This window comes from Amycolatopsis pittospori (genome assembly GCF_013870525.1).
Lineage (GTDB): Bacteria > Actinomycetota > Actinomycetes > Mycobacteriales > Pseudonocardiaceae > Amycolatopsis > Amycolatopsis pittospori.
In genome coordinates, this window is record NZ_JACBXD010000037.1 from 52,894 (window position 1) to 72,354 (window position 19,461).

The window sequence follows — 19,461 nt, forward strand, 5'->3', positions numbered from 1 at the left end:
CGATTCGGGTTCTAACCCGAATCGCCACTCACGACCACCTGTACCGACGCATCACCGCCGCTTTGACCGCCCGAGCACGAAACAGGGCCGCGAGCGGGAAGCTCGCGGCCCTGTTCCTTTCCAGGAGTGGTCAGTTGGCCGGTTTGACCTCGGTCTTCGGGTCGCCGTCGACCGCTGCGGTGAGCTGCGGGACGATCCGGTCGATCACGTACGGCACGGTCAGCACGGTGGCGAAGGAGATCGCGCTGCCGTAGGTGCCGCCGTTCTCGATGAGGACGTCGCGCTTTTCCTTGGACACCTTCAGACCGCTGTACAGCGCGTCCTTGCCGAGGAGTTCCTTTGCCTTCGGCTCGGTTTCGACGAGCCAGACGAGCGCGTCGCGGTCGAGGAGATCGGTCCGTTCGGCGCTGATGTTCGCGCCGAACTTGTCGCCGATGACCGAGTCGAGGTCGGCGGGGAGCTTGAAGCCGAGCGATTCGAGCAGGCGGGAGCGCGGGTCCTGGCTGCCGTAGACGAAGTAGCCCTCGTAGGTGGTGGCCATCAGGCCGGACTTGCCGTGGAATTCGGGGTGGTCCTTGCGAACCTGGGCGAACTTGTCTTCGACGCCCTTGACGAGCTCGTCGGCCTTCTTGGCGCGACCGACGGCCTGGCCGACCTTCTTGGTCGCCTCCTGCCACGGGATGCCGTAGTCGTTGTACTCCTTCGGCTGTGCCACGACGGGGACGCCGAGCTGGCTCAGCTTGTCGTACTGCTCCTTGGTCAGGCCGGAGTACAGCGCGATGATCAGGTCCGGCTTCAGCGCGGCGATCTTCTCGAACTGCGGGCCGTCGACGTCCTTGAGGACCTCGGGCAGCGCCGCGCCGCCGAGCTTGTCGGTCGCCCACGGGCCGATGGTGCCGGGGTACTTGCCGAGCCATTCGGTGACGCCGACCGGGACGACGCCGAGGGCGAGCAGCGCGTCCTGTTCGGTCAGGCCGACCGTGACGACCCGCTTCGGCTCCTGAGTGACGGTGGTGCTGCCGTACTTGTGCTCGATCGTCGTCGGGAACGCGTTCGCGTCGACCGCGGGAGCCGCGGCGTTCTGCCCGGCCGGGGCGGCCGGCTCGCTGCCACCGCCGCACGCGGTGAGCGAAGCGGCCAGCACCAGTGCGGACGCCAGTACACCGGTGGTCCGGAGGCGTCCGCGCACGGCGGAAAGGGTGGGGATTCGGGACATCGTCCGTCCTTCGTGATCAGCGGCCGGCGCGAGCCGGATTAATCGGAATGCAGGTTTGCCTAACCTAAGACGCGAGCCGGGTGATTGCAACCGGCGACGCTGCGTCAAGGGTCACGTGCGTGAACGGTTGTCCGCCCAGGCGGCCCAGAGCGTCGCGTACCGACCGCCGGCGGCCACCAGTTCGTCGTGTGTACCGCTTTCGACGACCTCGCCGGCGTCGAGCACGACGACTCGGTCCGAGGCCGCGGCCTGGGTCAGCCTGTGTGCGACGACGAGCCCCGTCCGGCCTTCGAGCGCGGAGGCCGCGGCGGCTTCGAGGGTCTTCGCGCCCGCGCTGCCGGCTTCGGCCGTCGCTTCGTCGAGGATCGCGATCGGCGGATCCGCGAGGACCAGCCGGGCGAGTGCGAGCTGCTGGGACTGCGTGACGGTCAGCTGGTGCCCGCCTTCGCCGACCACGGTGGCGAGCCCTTCGCTCAAGGACTCCGCCCAGCCGAGCGCACCGACCTTGTCCAGCGCCGCGCGCAGGTCGTCCTCCGACGCGCCGGGCCGGGCGAGCCGCAGGTCGTCCGCCAGCGGACCGGCGAAGACGTGCACCTCCTGGCTGATCAGCGCGACGGCCTGCCGGGTCGTCGACGGGCCGAGTTCGTCGAGGGGGACACCGCCGACGGAGATCGTGCCCGCGCCCGGCGTGTGGATCCCGGCGATGAGTTTCGCGAGCGTCGTCTTGCCGGCTCCGCTCGCACCGACCAGCGCGACCCGTTCGCCCGGGGCGAGGCTCAAGTCGACGTCGCGCAGTACCGGATGTCCGTCCACATAGGAGTGACTGACGCCCGCCGTCTTCACCGAAGCGTCCAGCGGTTTCCCCGGCCGCTCGGGTTCCCGCGGTGCGGGGAGATCGACGACGCCGATCAGCCGGGCGAGGCTCGCGGTCGCCGCCTGCGCGTCGTCCACCAGCGCCAGCGCGGTGTTGATCGGGCCGAACAGGCTGTGGAAGTACAGCGCCGCCGCCGTCGCCGCACCGATGGTCACCACGTCGGCGTCCACCAGCAGGAAACCCGCCGCCAGCACGGCGGAGAGGCCGATGAACTCCGCGAGGTTCAGGCGGGCGAAGAACCGGGTCATCAGGCGGACCCCGCGCAACATCAGTTCCATCGCGCCTTCGGACCGCTGCCGCACCCGTTCCACATGCGCGTCGGCGAGGCGGAACGCGCGGACGGTCTTGGCGCCGCCGATCGTGTCGAGCAGTTGCTGCTGCTGGGAACCGGTCGCGATCCGCTGCTTCGCGTACAGCGGGACGGCGTTGCGGATGTACCACCGCACGGTGTGCAGCTGGATCGGCACCGCGAGCAGGGCGGCCAGCAGGAACCGCCAGTCGAGGACGGCGAGCGCGCCGAACGTGAGCACGATGGTCAGCACCGAACGCCCGAGTTCCGGCAGCGCTTCGCGGACCGCACGGGCGACGACGGTGACGTCGTTGGTGACACGGGCCGTCAGGTCGCCCGAGCCCGCGCGCTCGATTTGCTCCAGCGGCAGGTTCAGGGCGCGGTCGACGAACCGTTCGCGCAGTTGCGCGAGCAGGGTCTCGCCGAAGCGCGCCGTCAGCGAGACGCCGATCGCCGTCGCGACGGCCTGCGCGACGGCGACCAGCACGAGGGCGACCACCGGAGTGGTGAGCTCGACGGCCGGCCGCTTCTGGCTGACGAGGTCGACGATGTGGCCGAGCAGGCGGGCGGTGAGCAACCCGATCGCGGTCGCGCCGACGAGCATCAGCAGCGCGCCGGCGGCTCGCGTCTTCGAGGTACGGATCAGTTCGCCGAGGACGGCGCGGATCCGCTTGCCGTCGGCGGTGGGCAGCAGTTCACGGTTCACGACAGCACCGCCGCGCGGTAGCCGGCGCGCTCGTGCACGAGTGCGGCGTGGTCGCCTTCGACCGCGACACGGCCGTCTTCGAGAACGACCACGCGGTCGGTGACGGCGAGCAGGGCGGGACTCGTGGTCACCAGGATCGTTGTCCGTCCTCGTCGTTGCCGGGCGAGCCCGGTGGCGATCTTCGCCTCGGTCACGGTGTCGACGGCGGTCGTCGGGTCGTGGACGACCAGGACCGGTGCCTCGGCGGCCAAGGCGCGGGCGAGCGCGACGCGCTGCCGCTGGCCGCCGGAGAGGGAACGCCCGCGTTCGGTGACAGTGGTTTCGACACCGTCGGGCAGCGCGGCCGCGACCTCGTCGGCGGCGGACGCCGCGAGCGCGTCTCCGTTCGCGGAACCTTCGGAGTGGACGTTCTCCGCGAGCGTGCCTTCGAAGAGATCCGCGTCGTGCGCGGCGACCAGGACGACCTCGCGCACCCGCTGGGGATCCACAGTGGACAGATCGACGCCGTCCACCCGGACCACGCCCGAAGTGGGATCACCGACTCGGCCGAGGCAGTCGAGCAGGTCGGTCGCGGCCGCCGGATCGGCGGCGACCACCCCGACCAGTTCGCCCGCGGGCACGTGGAGATCGACGCCGCGGAGGCTGCCGTAGGTGACCTCGCTGAGCCGGATGCTCCCCTGGGTGGGCAGGGGAAGTTCACCGTCGCCCGCCCGGACGGCCTCCGGGGTCGAGAGCAGGTCGGCGACCCGGCCCGCCGACGCGCGGCCCTGTGCCAGCTCGCCGTTGACCCACGCGAAGATCAGGAAGGGTGTCTGCAGGAACTGGGCGAGACCGACGGCGGCGACCAGGTCGCCGACCGAGATCGAGCCGGAAGCGGCCAGATGTCCGCCGACGAGGGCGACGACCGCGATGAAGATCCCGGTCAGCGCCAGCAGGGAGCCGTCGTGCCAGGCCTTCGCCCGCGCGGCCCGCAAGGTCGCCTGCAGCGAGTTCTGACTGGTGCCCCGGTACCGGGCGACCGCCGTCGACTCGGCGCCGATGCCCTTGAGTACCCGCAGACCCTTGACGAGGTCCACGGCGATGCCGGACGCGTGGGCGGAGCGTTCCTGCTCCGCCTCACTGCGCCGCTCCAAGGGTTTGCCGATCAGATGCGCCAGATACAGCAGGGGAGGCGTCCCCAAGAGGACGAGCAGCCCCAGGGGAAGGGACATGGTCAGCAGCGAGACCGCGCTGACCAGCAGTCCGGCCAGCGCGGCGATCCCGAACGGCAGGGCGGCGTTCACGACGCCGACGCGCTGCGCGTCGCTGGTGCCGATGTTCACCAGTTCACCGGCGAGTTTCCCGGTTTCGGCGCCACCGCCGGGGTGCAGGACGCGTTCGCTGATCGCTATCCGGATCTCGTGCGCGGCCCGCAGCGACGCTCCTTCGGCGGCGCGCGCGGCGAAGCGGTAGCTGTAGGACAGTCCCGCGAAGACGACGCCGAGCACCGCGAGCCAGATGACGAGGGAGCCCACGGCGCCTCCGGCGACCGCCTGATCGATCACCAGGCCGATGATCACCGGGACGAGGGCCTCTCCGCCCTGATGGCAGGCGGCGAGCACGGACGCGATCGTGACGTGTTTGCGCTGACCGGAAATCGCCTGGCGCAGCACGCTCCGGCTGGTGGTGGCCGTTGCGGACACCGGCGCCTCCGTTCCTGGGGGTAGGTAAGGCTAGTCTAAGTAGGGAGCCCGTCGAGGTGAACTCCGGCGTTCGGTTAGCCTCGCCTCACTTTGCAAGGAGGAACCGTGGTCGTCACCGAACGCCAGCCCGAAGTGGCGCCGCCGCCGAGCGCGGCCGTGCGGACCTTCCGTCTCGGTGGCCTGCTGCTCGCGCTGGGCCTGCTGGCGCTCGTGTTCCTGCTCAGCATCTGGGTCGGCTCCAAGAGCATCCCGTTCACCTCGACCTGGTCGGTGCTGTGGCACAACGACGGCTCGACCGACGCGGTGATCATCCACGACCTCCGCATCCCCAGGACGCTGCTGGGCGTCGTCGTCGGCGCGGCCCTCGGCTTGGCAGGCGCGGTGATGCAGGCGCTCACCCGGAACCCCCTCGCGGACCCCGGCCTGCTCGGCGTCAACACCGGTGCCGCGGCCGCGGTCGTCTCGGGTATCGCGTTCGTCGGGGTCACCGGGGTGCTCGGCTACATCTGGTTCGCGTTCGCCGGGGCGGCGATCGCGTCGGTGGTGGTGTACGTCCTGGGCTCGGCGGGCCGCAGCGCCACCCCGGACCGGCTGGTTCTCGCCGGTTCGGCCGTCATGGCCGTGCTCCAGGCGTACATCGTCGGGGTGCTGCTGCTGATGCCCGAGACCTTCAACCAGTTCCGGTTCTGGAACGTCGGCTCGCTCAGCGGCCGCAAATGGGACGTGTTCTGGCAGATCTCGCCGTTCGTGGCGGTCGGCGTGGTCATCGCGCTGCTGCTGGCCCGGCCGCTCAACGTCCTCGCGCTCGGCGACCAGACCGGCAAGGCGCTCGGCGCCCACGTCGGCCGCACCCGGGTGCTGGGCGCGATCGTGGTGACCCTGTTGTGCGGCGCGGGCACCGCGGCCATCGGCCCGGTCCTGTTCCTCGGACTCGCCGTACCGCACGCCGCGCGCATGCTGGTCGGCCCCGATCAGCGATGGGTCCTGCCGTATTCGGTGCTGCTGGCGCCGATCGTGCTGGTCGCCGCCGACGTCGTCGGCCGGGTGCTGAACCCGCCCGAAGAACTGCAGGCGGGCATCGTGGTCGCCTTCCTCGGGGCGCCGGTGTTCATCGCGCTGTGCCGCCGCAGGAAGCTGGCCCGGCTGTGACCGCGACCAAGGAGCACCCGTCCATGAGCACCCGCGTCCTGCGCACCCCCGGCGGCGGACTGTCCCTGCGTGTCACCCCGCGGGCGACGATCGTCGTCGTGGTGCTGGCCGTCGCCGTGTTCTTCCTCGGCGCGGTGAGCATGACCACCGGCGACTACCCCTTGAGCGTCGGCGAGGTCATCCAGACGCTGTTCGGCTTCGGCGACCGGAGCACCGAGTTCATCGTGACCACCCTGCGGCTCCCACGCCTGCTGACCGCGCTGCTGGTCGGCGGCGCGCTCGCGGTGAGCGGCGCGATCCTGCAGAGTCTTTCGGCGAACCCTTTGGGCAGCCCCGATTTCATCGGCTTCACCGAGGGCGCGGCGGCCGGTGCCCTGCTGACGATCGTCGTCGTGCACGGCGGGATGCTCCAGGTCTCGTTCGGCGCGCTCGTCGGCGGCATCGCGACCGCGGCCCTGATCGGGCTGATCGCGTACAAGGGCGGGGTGCACGCCTTCCGGTTGATCCTCGTGGGGATCGGCGTGAACGCGATGCTGATCGCGTTCAACTCCTATCTGATCACTAGGGCGGCCTGGCAGGACGGGCTGGCCGCGCAGGCCTGGCTGGTCGGCGGGCTCAACGGACGCGGCTGGGAGCACGTCGTCCCGGTCGCGATCGCCATCGCCGTGCTGCTTCCGCCGGCGCTCGTCTACGGCAGAAGGCTTTCCCTGCTGGAAATGGGCGACGATTCGGCCAAGGGCCTGGGCGTGCCCGTCGAGCGGAGCCGGATCGTGCTGCTCGGCGTGAGCGTCGGGCTCTGCTCGATCGCGACGGCGGCCGCCGGGCCGATCGCCTTCCTGGCACTCGCCGCACCGCAGCTGGCGAAACGGCTCACGCGCTCTTCGGGGCCCGGGCTCGCCGCGGCCGCGCTGATGGGCATGTTCCTGCTGGTGCTGAGCGATCTGATCACCCAGCAGCTGTTCGAGGGCCTGCCGGTCGGCATCGTGACCGGCGCCATCGGCGGTCTCTACCTGGCCTGGCTGCTGATCTCACGCGGCGGGTTCACCCGAGCGGCGCGCTGACCGGTTCGATCGGCGCCGGCTCGCCGAAGCGGGCCAGCGCCAGCGCCGCCGAGACCGCCAGCACGAACCCGACCGCCGCCACGGCCGCGAAACCGGGTCGCGTGGTGTCGCCGAGCACGACGACGCCGACCAGCGAGGGGAGCACGGTCTCACCGATGACCATCATCGCCGTCGAGGTGGTGACACTGCCGCGTTGGAGTGCGGTGGCGTAGAACAACATCGCCATCGCGCCGGACACCGCGAGGGTGTACGTGGCCGGATCGGTGAGCAGGTCGAGCGGCGCCAGACTGGTAAGCACCCGGCCGGACAACGCGACCACACCGAAACTCAGCCCGGCGACCAAGCCGAGCGCCGGCGTCCGGATCCGCCGGGAAGCGCGGCCGGCGAGCATCCCGGCGGTGCCGAGCACCACCACGGTGCCGACGAGCACGAGCCGGAAGCCCAGCCCGGTCGCCGAGGAACCTTCGCTCTCCGCCGACATCCCGAGCAGCGCGAGCCCGGCGCAGACGACCGCGACCGCCGTCCACTCGCGACGTCCCAGGCGGACACCGAGCGCCCTCGCCGCGACCGCCGTCACCGCGAGGCTTCCGGCCAGCGCAGCCTGGACGACGAACAGCGGCAGGACACGCAGCGCGGCGACCTGGGCGACGAAGCCCACGACGTCCAGCGCGAGCCCCGCGACGAACTTCCACTGCCGCAGCACCCGCACGAGGAGCTGGGGATCGACGCGGTCTTCGGCACCGGCGGTCGCCTTCGCGGCGATCGCTTGCATCACCGAAGCGACGCCGTACGCACAGGCCGCGAAGAACGCGCAGATCAATCCCCACCACATGGATCGCCAGCCTAGCGGTGTGTAGGGTCTTCGCCATGTCGAACACGAGTTCGAGTTCCGCCGAGCCGGTGGAACGCGTCTGGCCGGACGGGATCGCCGAGGACGAAGCCGGGATCGGATGGGACTTCCTGCGCTTCCTCCGGGCCACCGCGGTGAACAAGGTCGCCGGGCTGACCCGCGAGCAGGCCGCGGCGACCCCGCTGACGGCGTCACCGCGGATGAGCGCGCTGGGCGTGCTCAAACATCTGACCGCGGTGGAACGCTGGTGGCTGTCGATCGAGGCGGGCGGCGCGGATCTGCCGTCGCTGTGGGAAGGCTCGCCGGATCCGAGCTGGGACCTGACCGAGGAAGACGACCCACGCTCGGTCGTCGAGGCCTACCGCGCCGAATGGGCGCACTCGGAGTCTTCGCTGGCCGGGATCTCGCCGGACGACCGGGCACGGCGTTCGGGGAAGTTCACCGTGCGGTGGGTGCTCGCGCACGTCCTGCAGGAGACCGCGCGGCACACCGGGCACCTGGACATCCTGCGAGAGCTGGCCGACGGCACCGTGGGGGAATAGCACCGTAGGGTGTGCGCATGGTGGAAAGGCTTTACTTCCGGCAGTTGCTCGCGGGCCGTGACTTCGCGGTGGGGGATCCGGTCGCGACGCAGATGGTCAACTTCGCCTACCTGATCGGCGACCGGGAGACGAACGAGGCCGTCATCGTCGATCCGGCGTACGCCGTGGGCGATCTTCTCGACCTGCTGGAAGCCGACGGCATGCGGCTGACCGGCGTCCTCGCCACACACCACCACCCCGACCACGTCGGCGGCGAGATGATGGGCTTCTCACTGCCCGGGATCGCGGAACTGCTGGAGCGCGTCCAGGTACCGATCCACGTCAACGGCGCGGAGGCCGAGTGGGTCCGCCGGATCACCGGCGTCTCCGAAACCGATCTGCGCTCGCACGAACACGACGAGGTCCTCGAAGTCGGCGCGATCCCGATCCGGTTGCTGCACACGCCCGGGCACACGCCGGGCAGCCAGTGCTTCCTCGTCGACGGGCGGCTCGTCTCCGGCGACACGCTGTTCCTCGAAGGCTGCGGCCGCACCGATTTCCCCGGCGGTGACGTGGAAGCCATCTACCGGAGCCTGCAATGGCTGGCGGGCCTCGACGGCGACCCGGTCGTCTACCCGGGGCACCAGTACTCGGCCGAACCGTCGGCGAACCTTTCGCGCGTGAAGGACACGAACTTCGTGTTCCAGCCGAAGTCGCTGGACGAATGGCGGCTGATGTTCGACGGGTGACCACATGGCGGGACGGAACGCCCGCCGATTGACCCGGTCGGTCCCGCGAGCCGAAGCTCGGGAGCGTGACGGTCAAGCTGCATTGGTTCCTGCCCACCACCGGCGACGGCCGGACGATCGTGGAGCACTTCCACGCCAGTCGCGCCGCCGGGGCGACGGCCGCGCGCGAGCCGAGTCTCGACTATCTCGCGCAGGTCGCCCGCGCCGCTGAAAGCAACGGCTTCGAGGGTGTCCTGACGCCCACCGGGACCTGGTGCGAGGACGCGTGGCTGACGACGGCGGCGCTGATCCGGGAGACGAGAACGCTCAAGTTTCTCGTCGCGTTCCGGCCGGGCACGGTCTCGCCGACGCTGGCCGCGCAGATGGCCGGGACCTTCCAGCGGATCTCGCAGGGGCGCGTGCTGCTCAACGTCGTCACCGGCGGGGACGCGGTCGAGCAGCGGCGATTCGGCGACTGGCACGACCATGACCGGCGTTACGCCCGGACAGGCGAGTTCCTCGAGATCGTGCGCGGGGTGTGGAGCGGCAGGCCCTTCGACTACGACGGCGAGCATCTCAAGGTCGAGGGCGCGACCACCCGGGCGGCGCCGGATCCGGTGCCGCCGATCTACTTCGGCGGTTCGTCCGCGGCGGCGCTTCCGATCGCGGCTCGGCACGCCGACGTCTACCTGACCTGGGGTGAACCGCCCGCGCAGGTCGCGGAGAAAATCGCCAAGGTCCGGGAACTCGCCGAGGAACAGGGCCGGAAGCTCCGGTTCGGCATCCGGCTGCACACGTTGTCGCGCGACACGGCCGCGGAAGCGTGGGCCGAGGCGGGCAAACTGCTGGACGCGATCGATCCCGCCCGGATCGCCCATACCCAGAAACAGTTGTCCGCCAGCGAATCCGTCGGCCAGCAGCGGATGGCCGCGCTGCACGGCGGCAAGACCGACGGCGGAGTCCGCGGTCTGGAGATCCACCCGAACCTCTGGGCGGGCATCGGGCTGGTGCGCGGGGGAGCGGGCACGGCGCTCGTCGGCAGCCACAGCGAGGTCGCCGACCTCATCGAGGAATACCACGCGCACGGCATCGAGGAGTTCGTCCTCTCCGGCTATCCGCACCTGGAGGAGGCGTACTGGTTCGGCGAAGGCGTCCGGCCGGAGTTGATCCGCCGGGGACTTCTCGCGTAGTGAGGGTGAGCCGAACGTCGCGTGGTCGGCGCGGGGGCCGCGGGTGGCGTTCATGAAGGAATCGGGACATCGAGCGTCCTGATTCCTTCATGAACGAGCCCCAGGAACACCTGCGAAAGCGGGGTCGCTGTCGTCCTTTCCGTGAAACTGCGACGAGAGCCTTCGACTTCACCACCAAATCCGCCCGCGAAGACGACACGTTCGGCCTTCTCCGCAATAACCCGAATCGCTATTCACGACCCCTCAACCCGGTAGGGGCGCTGAGGAGAGGGTGTTGCGAAAGCCACTTTCGCAACCTTCAACGTTGCGAAAGTGGCTTTCGCAACACCACCTGCGGGCCCAGCGGAGTTGATCCGCCGGACTCCACGCTCAACCCCAGCGCTGGGACGCGTAGACGACGACGTTGTCCCGATAGGACCGTTTCGCCGCGTCGAAACTGCCACCACAGGTGATCAACCGGAGCGCGCTTCCCGGCGTGGGCCCGTAGACGGCCTGGGTCGGGAAGTCGTCCTTCGGGTAACGCTGGACGGAATCCACCCAGAACACGCCTTCACGACCATCGGACCGCGCGACGCGGATCTCGTCACCGGCCCGCAGGTCGCGCAGCCGGAAGAAGGGCGCCGGACCGGTGCGCGAGTCGACGTGCGCGGCGATGACGGCGGGCCCGGGATCGCCCGGCACCGGGCCGTCCCGGTACCAGCCGACGTCGGAAAACCGTTCGGGCGCTTGGAGTTCGCCCGCCGCGCCGAGGGCGAGCGGGATGAGCCCGGACTGATCGAACCCGATCGCCGGGATCGTCAGCCGGGCAGGTGACACCTCCGCCTCGGCGGGCAGGGGGAGCGGGCCGGACACGCTCGGTGCGGTGGGCCCGGTGGGCGCCGGCAGGTCCGCCGCCGGGGCCGGCGCGCACGCCGTGAGGACGACGAGTCCGAAAAGGACGAACGCGCCGCGCCGGGATCGCTCAGCGGTCATACGCGGGACGCCGTCGCATCAGGAGGACGGCGAGCCCGGCCAGTGCGGCGAAGGGCCACCACGGAACAGGTTCCGAAGCCGTCCCACCGCCGCCGGTCTCGACGCCGAGTTTCGGCGGATCCGGCAAGGAGGCGCCGTCGGCGATGGCATCGGTCTTGAGAGCGGTACCGTTCTCGGTCACCAGCAGACTGGTCGTCGAACCGGCCTTGACGTCCACTGTGGACTCGGACGATGTCGCGCCGGAGGTCAGCTTGAGCGGCCAACGGCCTTCGGGGAGGTCGGTGTAGGGCGTCGTGACGCCGTACGCGGCTTCGTTCGCCACGGCTTTCCCGTCGGGACCGTTCACGCTCACCGGCGCCAGCGCCGCCGACCCCTGGACGATACGTACCCGTCCGTTGCCCGCCGCGGGCGCGGTCAGATCGTCCTGGACCAGGTCGCCCTGCAGTCCACCGCCGGGGCCGTTCGCGAACACCAGCAGGGAGTACGCGCTCGCTTCCTTGATCTCGATCGTCGCGCTCAGCGCGGGAGGCGACGACGCGGCGGCGTCGGCGGGACGCATCGAGACCGTGTACGCGCCGGGGGTCACCGAGGAGTACGGCGTCACCGCGCCGTAGCCCGCTTTGCGGACGACGACCTTCTCGGCCTTGCCGAAGGCGGCGAAGTAGACGTCGACCGGCGGGACCTTGGGGGAGAGATGCCCGACGCGGATCCAGCCGACGCCGGGGCCGGGGGCGGCGTGCGCCGTGAGGGGTACACCGCCGAGCAGCAGCAAAGCGGCCGCGAGCACGCCGGCGGGTCTCAGCGGAACGGTGAGGGGTCGCATGGCGAGGACCTTTCTTGCCGGGGATCAGGGTGCGGAGAACGGCGTGAGCAGGCCGGGCGGCGGGAACAACGGGTACGTCACGAGCACTCCGCCCGGTACGCGGGTGACGGACGCGGGTTCGAAGGTGGCGCGCTGCCCGGTGTAGAACTCGGCGATCGACGCTTCGTCGCCACCCGAGACGACCAGACGTCGCAGTGGCTGACCTGCGGCGACTTCGCCTGGTATGGAAGGAAAATCGACCAGGCGGACGGGGCCGAGCGTGGCGAGTGCGGCGACGGTGGCGATCAAGCGGGGGTCGACGGTGCCCGACGTCAGCGCGTCCCGGGTCGGGCCGTCGCATTGGACCCGCTTCGAGGACGCCAGTGCGGCGCCGGCGCGGGTGCGTGCCCCTGTTTCGTCGCCCGCGCCGGGCAGGTCGGAGGGTTCACCGAAGCGGGAAACGGTGACGGTGTCCGGCCCGGAGCCGAAGACGGCGACCTTGGCGGTGCCCGAGAGGAACGCCGACGCGGCGGGGAAACGCGGCCGGTCACGCTGCCCGGACGCGGTCAGCACGGCCCATTCCGGAGTCGCGCAGACCGCCGAACAGGTGCCGAGGGGGACCAGGGATCCGGTCGGCCAGCCGCCGGCCGCGAGTTCGGTCCAGCTCGCGTCGTCGACCAGGACCACGGCGCCGGAAGCGTTGTCCCGTAACCATTCCCTGGCCTGCGTGAGCGCGAGCCCGCCGGACGGATCCGGCCTCAGCCTGCCGTAACCGTGCACCCAGCCCGCCACGGAGACGAGGACGAGGATCGTGGCCAGCACGATGGCGGACACGGGGTGGCGCAGCGGGACCAGCCGGTGCCCGGCCTGCGGTCTGCTCGCCGCGATCGTGGCCGCGACTTCGGCGACGAGCAGCGGCGTCAGGGGGAGCAGAAGGGCGAGCGGGAGTTCGACGGGGACCGCGGGCCAGGCGAGGACCGCGGCGATGAGCAGCGCGGACACGGCGAGCGGCCGGGTTCGGGGCAGGACCATCCCGGCGACGATCGCGACCATCGACAGCACGACGAGCACTGGATCCAGCGCGACCCAGATGGCGATGCCCGGCGGTCCCAGCTCGGGCAGGTCCGGGCGCAATGCCGAGGCGGCCGGGCCGAACGCGACTCCGAGGCCGAGCGTGAACACCACGGCCGTGAACGCGACGCGCGACGCCTCTCGTCGCCGGACGAGCAGCCAGCCCGCCGCGGGCAGTGCCAGCAGAGCGAAGGGGGAGGTGAGGACGGCCGCGAGAAGGCACGACGCGGCCAGGACGTCGTGCCACGGCTTCGCTCGCTCACGGGGAGTGGCGACCAGGACGAGTGCGGCCAGCACCCAGGTGACGGCGAGGTGCTCGACGATCGCCACTCGCTGCAGTCCGATCGCCAGTGGCGAGACCGCCATCAGCACGACGGCCGTCGTCGCCGCCCAGAACGGCAGGCCCAGCCGCCGCGCCAGCACCCACAGCAGGACCGCGCACAGCACGGCCGTGAGCACCATCGTCTCGCGGACCGCCGTGACCGGGACGGTGTTCCGGTCGAACGCCCGGGAGACGAGCGCGTACCCGGCCAGTTGCAGCCATCCGAACGGCGACGTCCCGGTGTCGCCGGTGTCGGTGAAAGAAGCGAGGTGACTCAAGGCGAAGACGTGTGCGACGGTCGCCGGTTCGGAGGCCGGGGACGGCGTCGGAGAGGCCAGATAGAGCACGCGCACGCCGCCCGTCACCACGAGGAGGGTGAGCACGACGTCGACGGACAGCAGCCGGCGGGCGGCCGCCGCTGTCCGGCGACGGCCGCTGGTGGTCGCGGGGACGTGACCCGGTGGCGCGTCCCCCCGGTGCTGGGCCATTCGCGAAGCGTAGCCCCGGAAATGCGTCGCGGTAAGGGTTCGCGGCTGGTCCATCCGGGCGCGAAAACATTGTCAGCGCGGAGATTTTCTTACAAAGTGCGGGAAAGTGCCAAAGCCGCTGTCCGGACCGCCGGCGCGACGCGGTTGGTGTGCATGCGATTCGCCCAGCCGGAGATCGACAACGCCGCCACGGCAACACCTTTCGCGTCGAGCAGCGGGCTCGCGGCGCAGACGACGCCGACGCCGGATTCCTCTCTTTCGAGCGCGATTCCGTCGCTGCGGACCTTCGCGAGCTGGCGGCGCAACAATCCGGCGACGGTGATCGTCCGGACGCTCACGCGGGGCAATCCGGCGTCGATCACCTGTGTCACCACCGATTCCGGAGAAAACGCGAGAATCGCCTTGCCGACCCCGGTGGCGTGCGCGGGAAAACGGCCGCCGATCCGGGACGGCAACGACGGCGCGTCGGGGCCGCGCAGGATGTCGAGATAGACGACCTCGGTGCCTTCCAGGACCGCGAGGTGCACCGTGTTCCGGGTCGCCTCGCGAAGATCGGCGAGATACGGGCGCGCCGCTTCGACCAGTCCACGGCGCCGTACCGCCAGTTGGCCTATCTCGAACAGCTTCAGTCCGAGCCGCAGCGCCGCGCCTTCGCGTTCGAGCAGTCCGGTCGCGACGAGATGACCGGTGAGGCGGTGGACGGTCGACTTCGCCAGTCCGGTCCGCCGCGCGAGCTCGGAAACGCCGAGCGCTTCGTCGCCGGGCCGGAAGGCCGAGAGCAGCGCGGTGACCCGGGCGGCGACGAGGCCGTCCGCTCCGGTTCGTTCCGGGTCGTCGTTCCGCCCAGCGGCACGCATGGGTTGAGTGTGCCCTATCCGCTCGGGGAGCGTCACCTGACATGGCGCAACGGAAAGCGGTGGCCGCGATCGTCGGTCCCGGGAACATCGGAACCGACCTGCTCGCGAAGCTGAGGCGCAGCGAACACGTCGAGGTGCGGTACATGGTTGGCGTCGACCCGGCCTCGGACGGGCTGGCGAAGGCCGCCGAACTGGGCCTGGAGACCTCGGCGGAGGGCGTCGACTGGCTGTTGTCCCGCGACGAGCTGCCGGACCTGGTCTTCGAGGCCACCTCGGCGAAGGCGCATCTGGCGAACGCGCCGCGCTACGCCACCGCCGGGATCCGTGCGATCGACCTGACCCCGGCCGCGGTCGGCCCGTTCACCTGCCCCGCCGTCGGCCTGCCCGAACGGCTGGACGTGCCCAACGTCAACCTCATCACCTGCGGCGGCCAGGCCACGATCCCGATCGTGCACGCGGTGTCCCGGGTGACGCCGGTGCCCTACGCCGAGATCGTCGCGTCGGTCTCGTCGCGTTCGGCCGGTCCCGGGACGCGGGCCAACATCGACGAGTTCACCGCGACCACGGCGCGCGGGATCGAACTCGTCGGGGGAGCGAGCCGCGGTAAGGCGATCATCATCATCAACCCGGTCGAACCGCCGATGATCATGCGTGACACGGTGTTCTGCGCGATCGACCCGGACGCGGACTTCGACGCGGTGACCGGGTCTATCCACCGGATGGTCGAGACCGTCCAGGGTTACGTGCCGGGGTACACGCTCAAGGCGGATCCGCAGTACGACCCGCCGAGGCCGGGCTGGAACGGGCAGGCGCGGGTCGCGGTGTTCCTCGAAGTCGCCGGCAACGGGGACTTCCTGCCGAAATACGCCGGGAACCTCGACATCATGACGGCCGCCGCGGCCCGCGTCGGCGAGCTTCTGGCCACGCAGGAGGTGGCGGCGTGAAGTGGGATGGCATGGACGGTGCCGATCGCGAGGTCCGGCTCGTCGACACGAGCCTGCGCGACGGCAGCCACGCGATGGCGCACCAGTTCACCGAGAAGAACGTGCGCGACACGGTCCGCGCGCTGGACGACGCCGGCGTCTCGCTGATCGAGGTCAGCCACGGCGACGGACTCGGCGGCTCGACGTTCAACTACGGCTTCTCGCTGGTGGACGAGCGGAAACTGATCGCCGCGGCGGTCGACGAGGCGCGGCACGCGAAGATCGCGGTCCTGCTCCTGCCTGGACTCGGCACGGTCGGCGACCTCCGGGTGGCGGCCGACCTCGGCGCGGGCGCGGTCCGGATCGCGACCCACTGCACCGAGGCCGACGTGTCGGTGCAGCATTTCGGCGCAGCGCGGGATCTCGGCCTGGAAACGGTCGGTTTCCTGATGCTGTCGCATATGTCGGCGCCCGAGGAGCTGGCTAAGCAGGGCCGGATCATGGTCGACGCCGGTTGTCAGTGCGTGTACGTCGTCGATTCCGCCGGGGCGCTGATCCTGGAGGACGCGGGCGAACGGGTCGCCGCGCTGGTCGCGGAATTCGACGGCCAGGCGCAGGTCGGCTACCACGGGCACCAGAACCTGAGCTTCGGCGTCGCGAACTCCGTGCTCGCCTACCGCGCGGGCGCCCGGCAGATCGACGGTTCGCTCGTCGCGCTCGGGGCCGGTGCGGGCAATTCGCCGACCGAGGTTCTCGCGGCGACGTTCGAACGGCTCGGAATCCGGACCGGCGTGGACAAGGACGTGCTGATGGAGGCGGCGGAGAACGTCGTGAAGCCGTACATCACGCGGCTTCCGGTGATGGACCGGTCGTCGATCGTGCAGGGGTTCGCGGGCGTGTATTCGAGTTTCCTGCTGCACGCCGAACGCGCGGCCGAGCGGTACGGCGTCCCCGCTCACGAGATCCTCTACCGCGTCGGCGCCGCCAAATACGTGGGCGGCCAGGAGGACATGATCATCGACATCGCCCTGCAGCTGGTGGCCGAACGGGGTCAGGGCTGACGGTCGGCGCCGAGCACGAGGTGGACGCAATGGTCGATCAGGCGCTCGCGGCTCACCTTGAGCGAGCCGTCGAGGTAGGCGATGAACACGTTGCTCAACGCGCCGACCAGCCCGATCGAGGTCATCTGCCGGTCGGCGGCGTCGCCGTGGGACAGCTGGCCGCTGACCAGTTCGGCGAACGAGGGCAGCAGCGCGACGCCGCGCGTGGTCAGCGCGGGGTCGGTGATCGGCGCGAGCAGGAGGACGCGGCCCTTGCGCGGGTCGTCGACCATCAACTCGACGAAGGACCGGACGGCGGCCTTCGCCCGGTCGGCGGGGTCGGGCGTGTCGCTGACCGCGTCGACCAGGGTCTGCCGCGCTTGTCCGGCGATGTGCTCGTAGACGGCGACGACGAGTTCCTCGCGGTCGGTGAAGCTCTCGTAGAAGTACCGCTCGGTGAGCTTGGCGTGGCGGCAGACCGCGCGGACGCTCACACCGGCGCTGCCCTGGGTGCCGAGCAGGTCGAGGCCCGCGTCGACGAGTTGTCCCCGCCGCGCGGCCTTGCGGTCGTCCAGGGTGGTGCCTGCCCAGCTGCGGCCGGCCATGATCGGCTCCTCATGTTGACTACGGCTGTTGTCAACCTTAACCTGACAACAGTTGTGGTCAATTTAACCAGCTCACTGAGGAGACCGGGGATGACGACACGGCCGCGTCCGCTGGGACCGGATTCGCTGACCTGGAGGTACTTCGGCGACTGGCGTGGACTGCTGATCGCCCTCTGGGCCGGCTCCATGCAGAACATGCACCCTGAACTGGGCGCGGGCGTCGAGGAGCACTCACGGTTCTTCGAGGAGCGCTGGCAGCGGCTGTTCCGCTCGCTGTACCCGATCGGGGGAGTGATCTACGACGGTCCGCGCGCCCAGCAGACCGCCCTGGAGGTGCGCGGCTACCACGATCGGATCAAAGGCATCGACAAACACGGGCGGCGGTACCACGCGCTCAACCCGGACACGTTCTATTGGGCGCACTCGACGTTCTTCATGAGCGCGATCCTCATCGCGGACAACTTCGTCGGCGGCATCGGCGAGGCCGAGAAACGGAAGCTGTTCGACGAGCACGTCCAGTGGTACGAGATGTACGGCATGAGCATGCGGCCGGTGCCGGAGTCCTGGGAGGACTTCCAGTTGTACTGGAAGCGCATGTGCGAGGACGTCCTGGAGGACAACAAGGCGACCCGCGACGTCCTCGAGATCAAGGACATCGCGAAGCCGCATTTCCTGCCGTGGCTACCGGATTTCGCGTGGAACCTTGTCCGCGGGCAGGTGGCGAAGAACTTCGTCTGGCTGACCGTCGGCCTGTACGACCCGCCGATCCGCGAACGCCTCGGCTACACCTGGACCGACCGTGACGAGCGGCGGCACCGGCGTGCCGGGAAGCTGATCAACGCGGTGTTCAAACTGGTCCCGCGAGACCGCCGGTACCACCCGCGCGCCCGCGCGGGCTGGCGTCGCGAGCGTGGCGAACTGGCCCCGGACGCCCCGTTGGTCGAGACTCCCGCGAGGAACCTTCCGCCGCTTTCGGAGCGGGGCAAACCCGAGCACTACTCACCTAACGTCTGACGAGGAGCCTCGATGAAGCTTGGTTACCACCTCGGTTACTGGTCCTCCGGTCCGCCAGAGGGCGCGCTGGACGCGGTGGTGAAAGCCGAAGAACTCGGCTTCGACTCCGTGTGGACGGCCGAGGGCTACGGTTCCGACGCGTTCACCCCGCTCGCCTGGTGGGGCGCGTCGACCAGTCGGATCAAGCTGGGCACCAACATCGTGCAGATGTCGGCGCGTACCCCGACCGCGACCGCGATGCACGCGCTGACCCTGGACCACCTGTCCGGTGGCCGGTTCGTGCTCGGACTCGGCGCGTCCGGGCCACAGGTGGTCGAGGGCTGGTACGGGCAGCCGTATCCGCGTCCGCTGGCCAGAACCCGCGAGTACGTCGACATCGTGCGGAAGGTCGTCGCCCGCGAGGCACCGGTGACGCACGACGGGCAGCACTTCCAGCTGCCGCTGCAGGGCGGGACCGGGCTCGGGAAGGCGCTCAAGTCCACTGTGCACCCGTTCCGCCAGGAGATCCCGATCTTCCTCGCCGCCGAGGGCCCGAAGAACGTGGCGCTGTCGGCGGAGATCTGCGACGGCTGGCTCCCGTTGTTCTTCTCGCCCAAGAGCGACGGCTTCTACCGCGCCGCGCTTCAGGAGGGCTTCTCGCGGCCCGGTGCCCGGCACGGTTTCGACGACTTCGAGGTCGCCGCATCCGTCCCGGTGCTCGTCCACGACGACGTCGAGGAGGCCGCGAGCTGGATCAAACCGTCGCTCGCGCTCTACATCGGCGGCATGGGCGCGAAATCGGTCAACTTCCACCACGACGTCTTCGCCCGGATGGGGTACGAGGACGTCGCCGACAAGGTCCAGGAGCTGTACCTGGCCGGCCGGAAGGACGAGGCGACCGCGGCTATCCCGACGTCGCTGGTCGAGGACACCTCCCTGATCGGACCCGCGGCGAAGATCCGCGACGAACTCGCCGCCTGGGAGGAGACCGTCGTGACGACGTTGCTTCTGCGGGGTGACGCGGCGACGCTCGCGAAGGTCGCTGCGACCCTTTCGTAGTGCAACCGGTTCTTGCGCCATGCCCGGCCATCCCGCCCGCGCGGGGCGTCAAGAGTGGCTCGC

18 protein-coding genes are annotated in these 19,461 nt (G+C 70.3%); 9 read left to right on the forward strand and 9 right to left on the reverse strand.

What is annotated here, in order from left to right; translation table 11 throughout:
* Nucleotides 1-130: 130 nt before the first annotated feature.
* The 3 genes from H5J31_RS21365 to H5J31_RS21375 all read right to left on the reverse strand — a co-directional run bounded on the left by H5J31_RS21365 (nt 131) and on the right by H5J31_RS21375 (nt 4,767).
* Nucleotides 131-1,216, reverse strand: coding sequence for an iron-siderophore ABC transporter substrate-binding protein (locus tag H5J31_RS21365; RefSeq protein ID WP_181774390.1), 1,086 nt, complete (start codon nt 1,214-1,216; stop codon nt 131-133).
* Nucleotides 1,217-1,327: 111 nt separating this feature from the next.
* On the reverse strand, nt 1,328-3,085 hold the full coding sequence (locus H5J31_RS21370; protein ID WP_181774391.1) for an ABC transporter ATP-binding protein: 1,758 nt from the start codon (nt 3,083-3,085) through the stop codon (nt 1,328-1,330).
* Nucleotides 3,082-4,767 (reverse strand): ABC transporter ATP-binding protein, encoded by a 1,686-nt coding sequence (locus H5J31_RS21375; RefSeq protein ID WP_181774392.1) that lies wholly within the window; start codon nt 4,765-4,767, stop codon nt 3,082-3,084. The genes H5J31_RS21370 and H5J31_RS21375 overlap by 4 nt, the downstream gene beginning before the upstream one ends.
* A 105-nt stretch (nt 4,768-4,872) precedes the next feature.
* Here H5J31_RS21375 and H5J31_RS21380 point away from each other — a divergent pair, with 105 nt between their 5' ends.
* Complete coding sequence (locus H5J31_RS21380; protein ID WP_181774393.1) at nt 4,873-5,916, forward strand: FecCD family ABC transporter permease; 1,044 nt, start codon at nt 4,873-4,875, stop codon at nt 5,914-5,916.
* A gap of 23 nt (nt 5,917-5,939) precedes the next feature.
* A complete protein-coding gene (locus tag H5J31_RS21385) occupies nt 5,940-6,977 on the forward strand; it encodes a FecCD family ABC transporter permease (protein ID WP_181774394.1) in 1,038 nt (345 codons plus the stop codon).
* Here H5J31_RS21385 and H5J31_RS21390 read toward each other — a convergent pair.
* Nucleotides 6,958-7,809 carry a DMT family transporter gene (locus H5J31_RS21390; RefSeq protein ID WP_181774395.1) on the reverse strand — a complete coding sequence of 284 codons (852 nt, stop codon included), beginning with the start codon at nt 7,807-7,809 and terminating at the stop codon, nt 6,958-6,960. The two genes, H5J31_RS21385 and H5J31_RS21390, sit on opposite strands and share 20 nt — an antisense overlap.
* Nucleotides 7,810-7,844: 35 nt before the next feature.
* Between H5J31_RS21390 and H5J31_RS21395 the strand changes: the two genes are divergently transcribed.
* The 3 genes from H5J31_RS21395 (at nt 7,845) to H5J31_RS21405 (ending at nt 10,266) form a co-directional block, all read left to right on the forward strand.
* Entirely contained in the window at nt 7,845-8,369 is a 525-nt protein-coding gene (locus H5J31_RS21395; RefSeq protein ID WP_181774396.1) for a DinB family protein, read from the forward strand.
* Between the two features lie 17 nt (nt 8,370-8,386).
* Nucleotides 8,387-9,097, forward strand: a complete 711-nt coding sequence (locus H5J31_RS21400) for an MBL fold metallo-hydrolase (protein WP_181774397.1) — start codon at nt 8,387-8,389, stop codon at nt 9,095-9,097.
* Between the two features lie 65 nt (nt 9,098-9,162).
* Nucleotides 9,163-10,266 (forward strand): LLM class flavin-dependent oxidoreductase, encoded by a 1,104-nt coding sequence (locus tag H5J31_RS21405; RefSeq protein WP_181774398.1) that lies wholly within the window; start codon nt 9,163-9,165, stop codon nt 10,264-10,266.
* 369 nt (nt 10,267-10,635) lie between these two features.
* On the opposite strand, the gene H5J31_RS21410 is transcribed toward H5J31_RS21405, so the two are convergent.
* The 4 genes from H5J31_RS21410 to H5J31_RS21425 all read right to left on the reverse strand — a co-directional run bounded on the left by H5J31_RS21410 (nt 10,636) and on the right by H5J31_RS21425 (nt 14,778).
* Nucleotides 10,636-11,238 (reverse strand): class F sortase, encoded by a 603-nt coding sequence (locus H5J31_RS21410; RefSeq protein WP_181774399.1) that lies wholly within the window; start codon nt 11,236-11,238, stop codon nt 10,636-10,638.
* On the reverse strand, nt 11,228-12,061 hold the full coding sequence (locus tag H5J31_RS21415) for a DUF4397 domain-containing protein (protein ID WP_181774400.1): 834 nt from the start codon (nt 12,059-12,061) through the stop codon (nt 11,228-11,230). The genes H5J31_RS21410 and H5J31_RS21415 overlap by 11 nt, the downstream gene beginning before the upstream one ends.
* A 24-nt stretch (nt 12,062-12,085) precedes the next feature.
* A complete protein-coding gene (locus H5J31_RS21420) occupies nt 12,086-13,921 on the reverse strand; it encodes an ArnT family glycosyltransferase (RefSeq protein ID WP_181774401.1) in 1,836 nt (611 codons plus the stop codon).
* Nucleotides 13,922-14,010: 89 nt separating this feature from the next.
* Complete coding sequence (locus H5J31_RS21425; protein ID WP_181774402.1) at nt 14,011-14,778, reverse strand: IclR family transcriptional regulator; 768 nt, start codon at nt 14,776-14,778, stop codon at nt 14,011-14,013.
* 41 nt (nt 14,779-14,819) lie between these two features.
* Between H5J31_RS21425 and H5J31_RS21430 the strand changes: the two genes are divergently transcribed.
* Nucleotides 14,820-15,722 carry an acetaldehyde dehydrogenase (acetylating) gene (locus H5J31_RS21430; RefSeq protein ID WP_181774403.1) on the forward strand — a complete coding sequence of 301 codons (903 nt, stop codon included), beginning with the start codon at nt 14,820-14,822 and terminating at the stop codon, nt 15,720-15,722.
* Nucleotides 15,723-15,733: 11 nt separating this feature from the next.
* Nucleotides 15,734-16,762, forward strand: coding sequence for a 4-hydroxy-2-oxovalerate aldolase (gene dmpG, locus H5J31_RS21435; RefSeq protein ID WP_181774408.1), 1,029 nt, complete (start codon nt 15,734-15,736; stop codon nt 16,760-16,762).
* Here the strand turns inward: dmpG and H5J31_RS21440 are convergent.
* Nucleotides 16,753-17,346, reverse strand: coding sequence for a TetR/AcrR family transcriptional regulator (locus H5J31_RS21440; RefSeq protein WP_181774404.1), 594 nt, complete (start codon nt 17,344-17,346; stop codon nt 16,753-16,755). The genes dmpG and H5J31_RS21440 overlap by 10 nt on opposite strands.
* A 90-nt stretch (nt 17,347-17,436) precedes the next feature.
* On the opposite strand from H5J31_RS21440, the gene H5J31_RS21445 reads away from it, so the two are divergent.
* Nucleotides 17,437-18,360 carry an oxygenase MpaB family protein gene (locus H5J31_RS21445; protein WP_181774405.1) on the forward strand — a complete coding sequence of 308 codons (924 nt, stop codon included), beginning with the start codon at nt 17,437-17,439 and terminating at the stop codon, nt 18,358-18,360.
* Between the two features lie 12 nt (nt 18,361-18,372).
* The gene (locus tag H5J31_RS21450) at nt 18,373-19,398 is read left to right on the forward strand and encodes an LLM class F420-dependent oxidoreductase (RefSeq protein ID WP_181774406.1); all 1,026 of its coding nucleotides are present in this window, start codon (nt 18,373-18,375) and stop codon (nt 19,396-19,398) included.
* The last annotated feature ends 63 nt before the right edge of the window (nt 19,399-19,461 follow it).

Bases quoted from the DNA above. Each gene is read 5' to 3' on its own strand.
- H5J31_RS21400 (WP_181774397.1), top strand. From the start codon at position 8,387: ATGGTGGAAAGGCTTTACTTCCGGCAGTTGCTCGCGGGCCGTGACTTC.
- H5J31_RS21425 (WP_181774402.1), bottom strand. From the start codon at position 14,778: ATGCGTGCCGCTGGGCGGAACGACGACCCGGAACGAACCGGAGCGGAC.
- H5J31_RS21385 (WP_181774394.1), top strand. From the start codon at position 5,940: ATGAGCACCCGCGTCCTGCGCACCCCCGGCGGCGGACTGTCCCTGCGT.
- H5J31_RS21430 (WP_181774403.1), top strand. From the start codon at position 14,820: ATGGCGCAACGGAAAGCGGTGGCCGCGATCGTCGGTCCCGGGAACATC.
- H5J31_RS21395 (WP_181774396.1), top strand. From the start codon at position 7,845: ATGTCGAACACGAGTTCGAGTTCCGCCGAGCCGGTGGAACGCGTCTGG.
- H5J31_RS21415 (WP_181774400.1), bottom strand. From the start codon at position 12,061: ATGCGACCCCTCACCGTTCCGCTGAGACCCGCCGGCGTGCTCGCGGCC.
- dmpG (WP_181774408.1), top strand. From the start codon at position 15,734: ATGGACGGTGCCGATCGCGAGGTCCGGCTCGTCGACACGAGCCTGCGC.
- H5J31_RS21450 (WP_181774406.1), top strand. From the start codon at position 18,373: ATGAAGCTTGGTTACCACCTCGGTTACTGGTCCTCCGGTCCGCCAGAG.
- H5J31_RS21420 (WP_181774401.1), bottom strand. From the start codon at position 13,921: ATGGCCCAGCACCGGGGGGACGCGCCACCGGGTCACGTCCCCGCGACC.
- H5J31_RS21410 (WP_181774399.1), bottom strand. From the start codon at position 11,238: ATGACCGCTGAGCGATCCCGGCGCGGCGCGTTCGTCCTTTTCGGACTC.
- H5J31_RS21390 (WP_181774395.1), bottom strand. From the start codon at position 7,809: ATGTGGTGGGGATTGATCTGCGCGTTCTTCGCGGCCTGTGCGTACGGC.
- H5J31_RS21440 (WP_181774404.1), bottom strand. From the start codon at position 17,346: ATGGCCGGCCGCAGCTGGGCAGGCACCACCCTGGACGACCGCAAGGCC.
- H5J31_RS21365 (WP_181774390.1), bottom strand. From the start codon at position 1,216: ATGTCCCGAATCCCCACCCTTTCCGCCGTGCGCGGACGCCTCCGGACC.
- H5J31_RS21445 (WP_181774405.1), top strand. From the start codon at position 17,437: ATGACGACACGGCCGCGTCCGCTGGGACCGGATTCGCTGACCTGGAGG.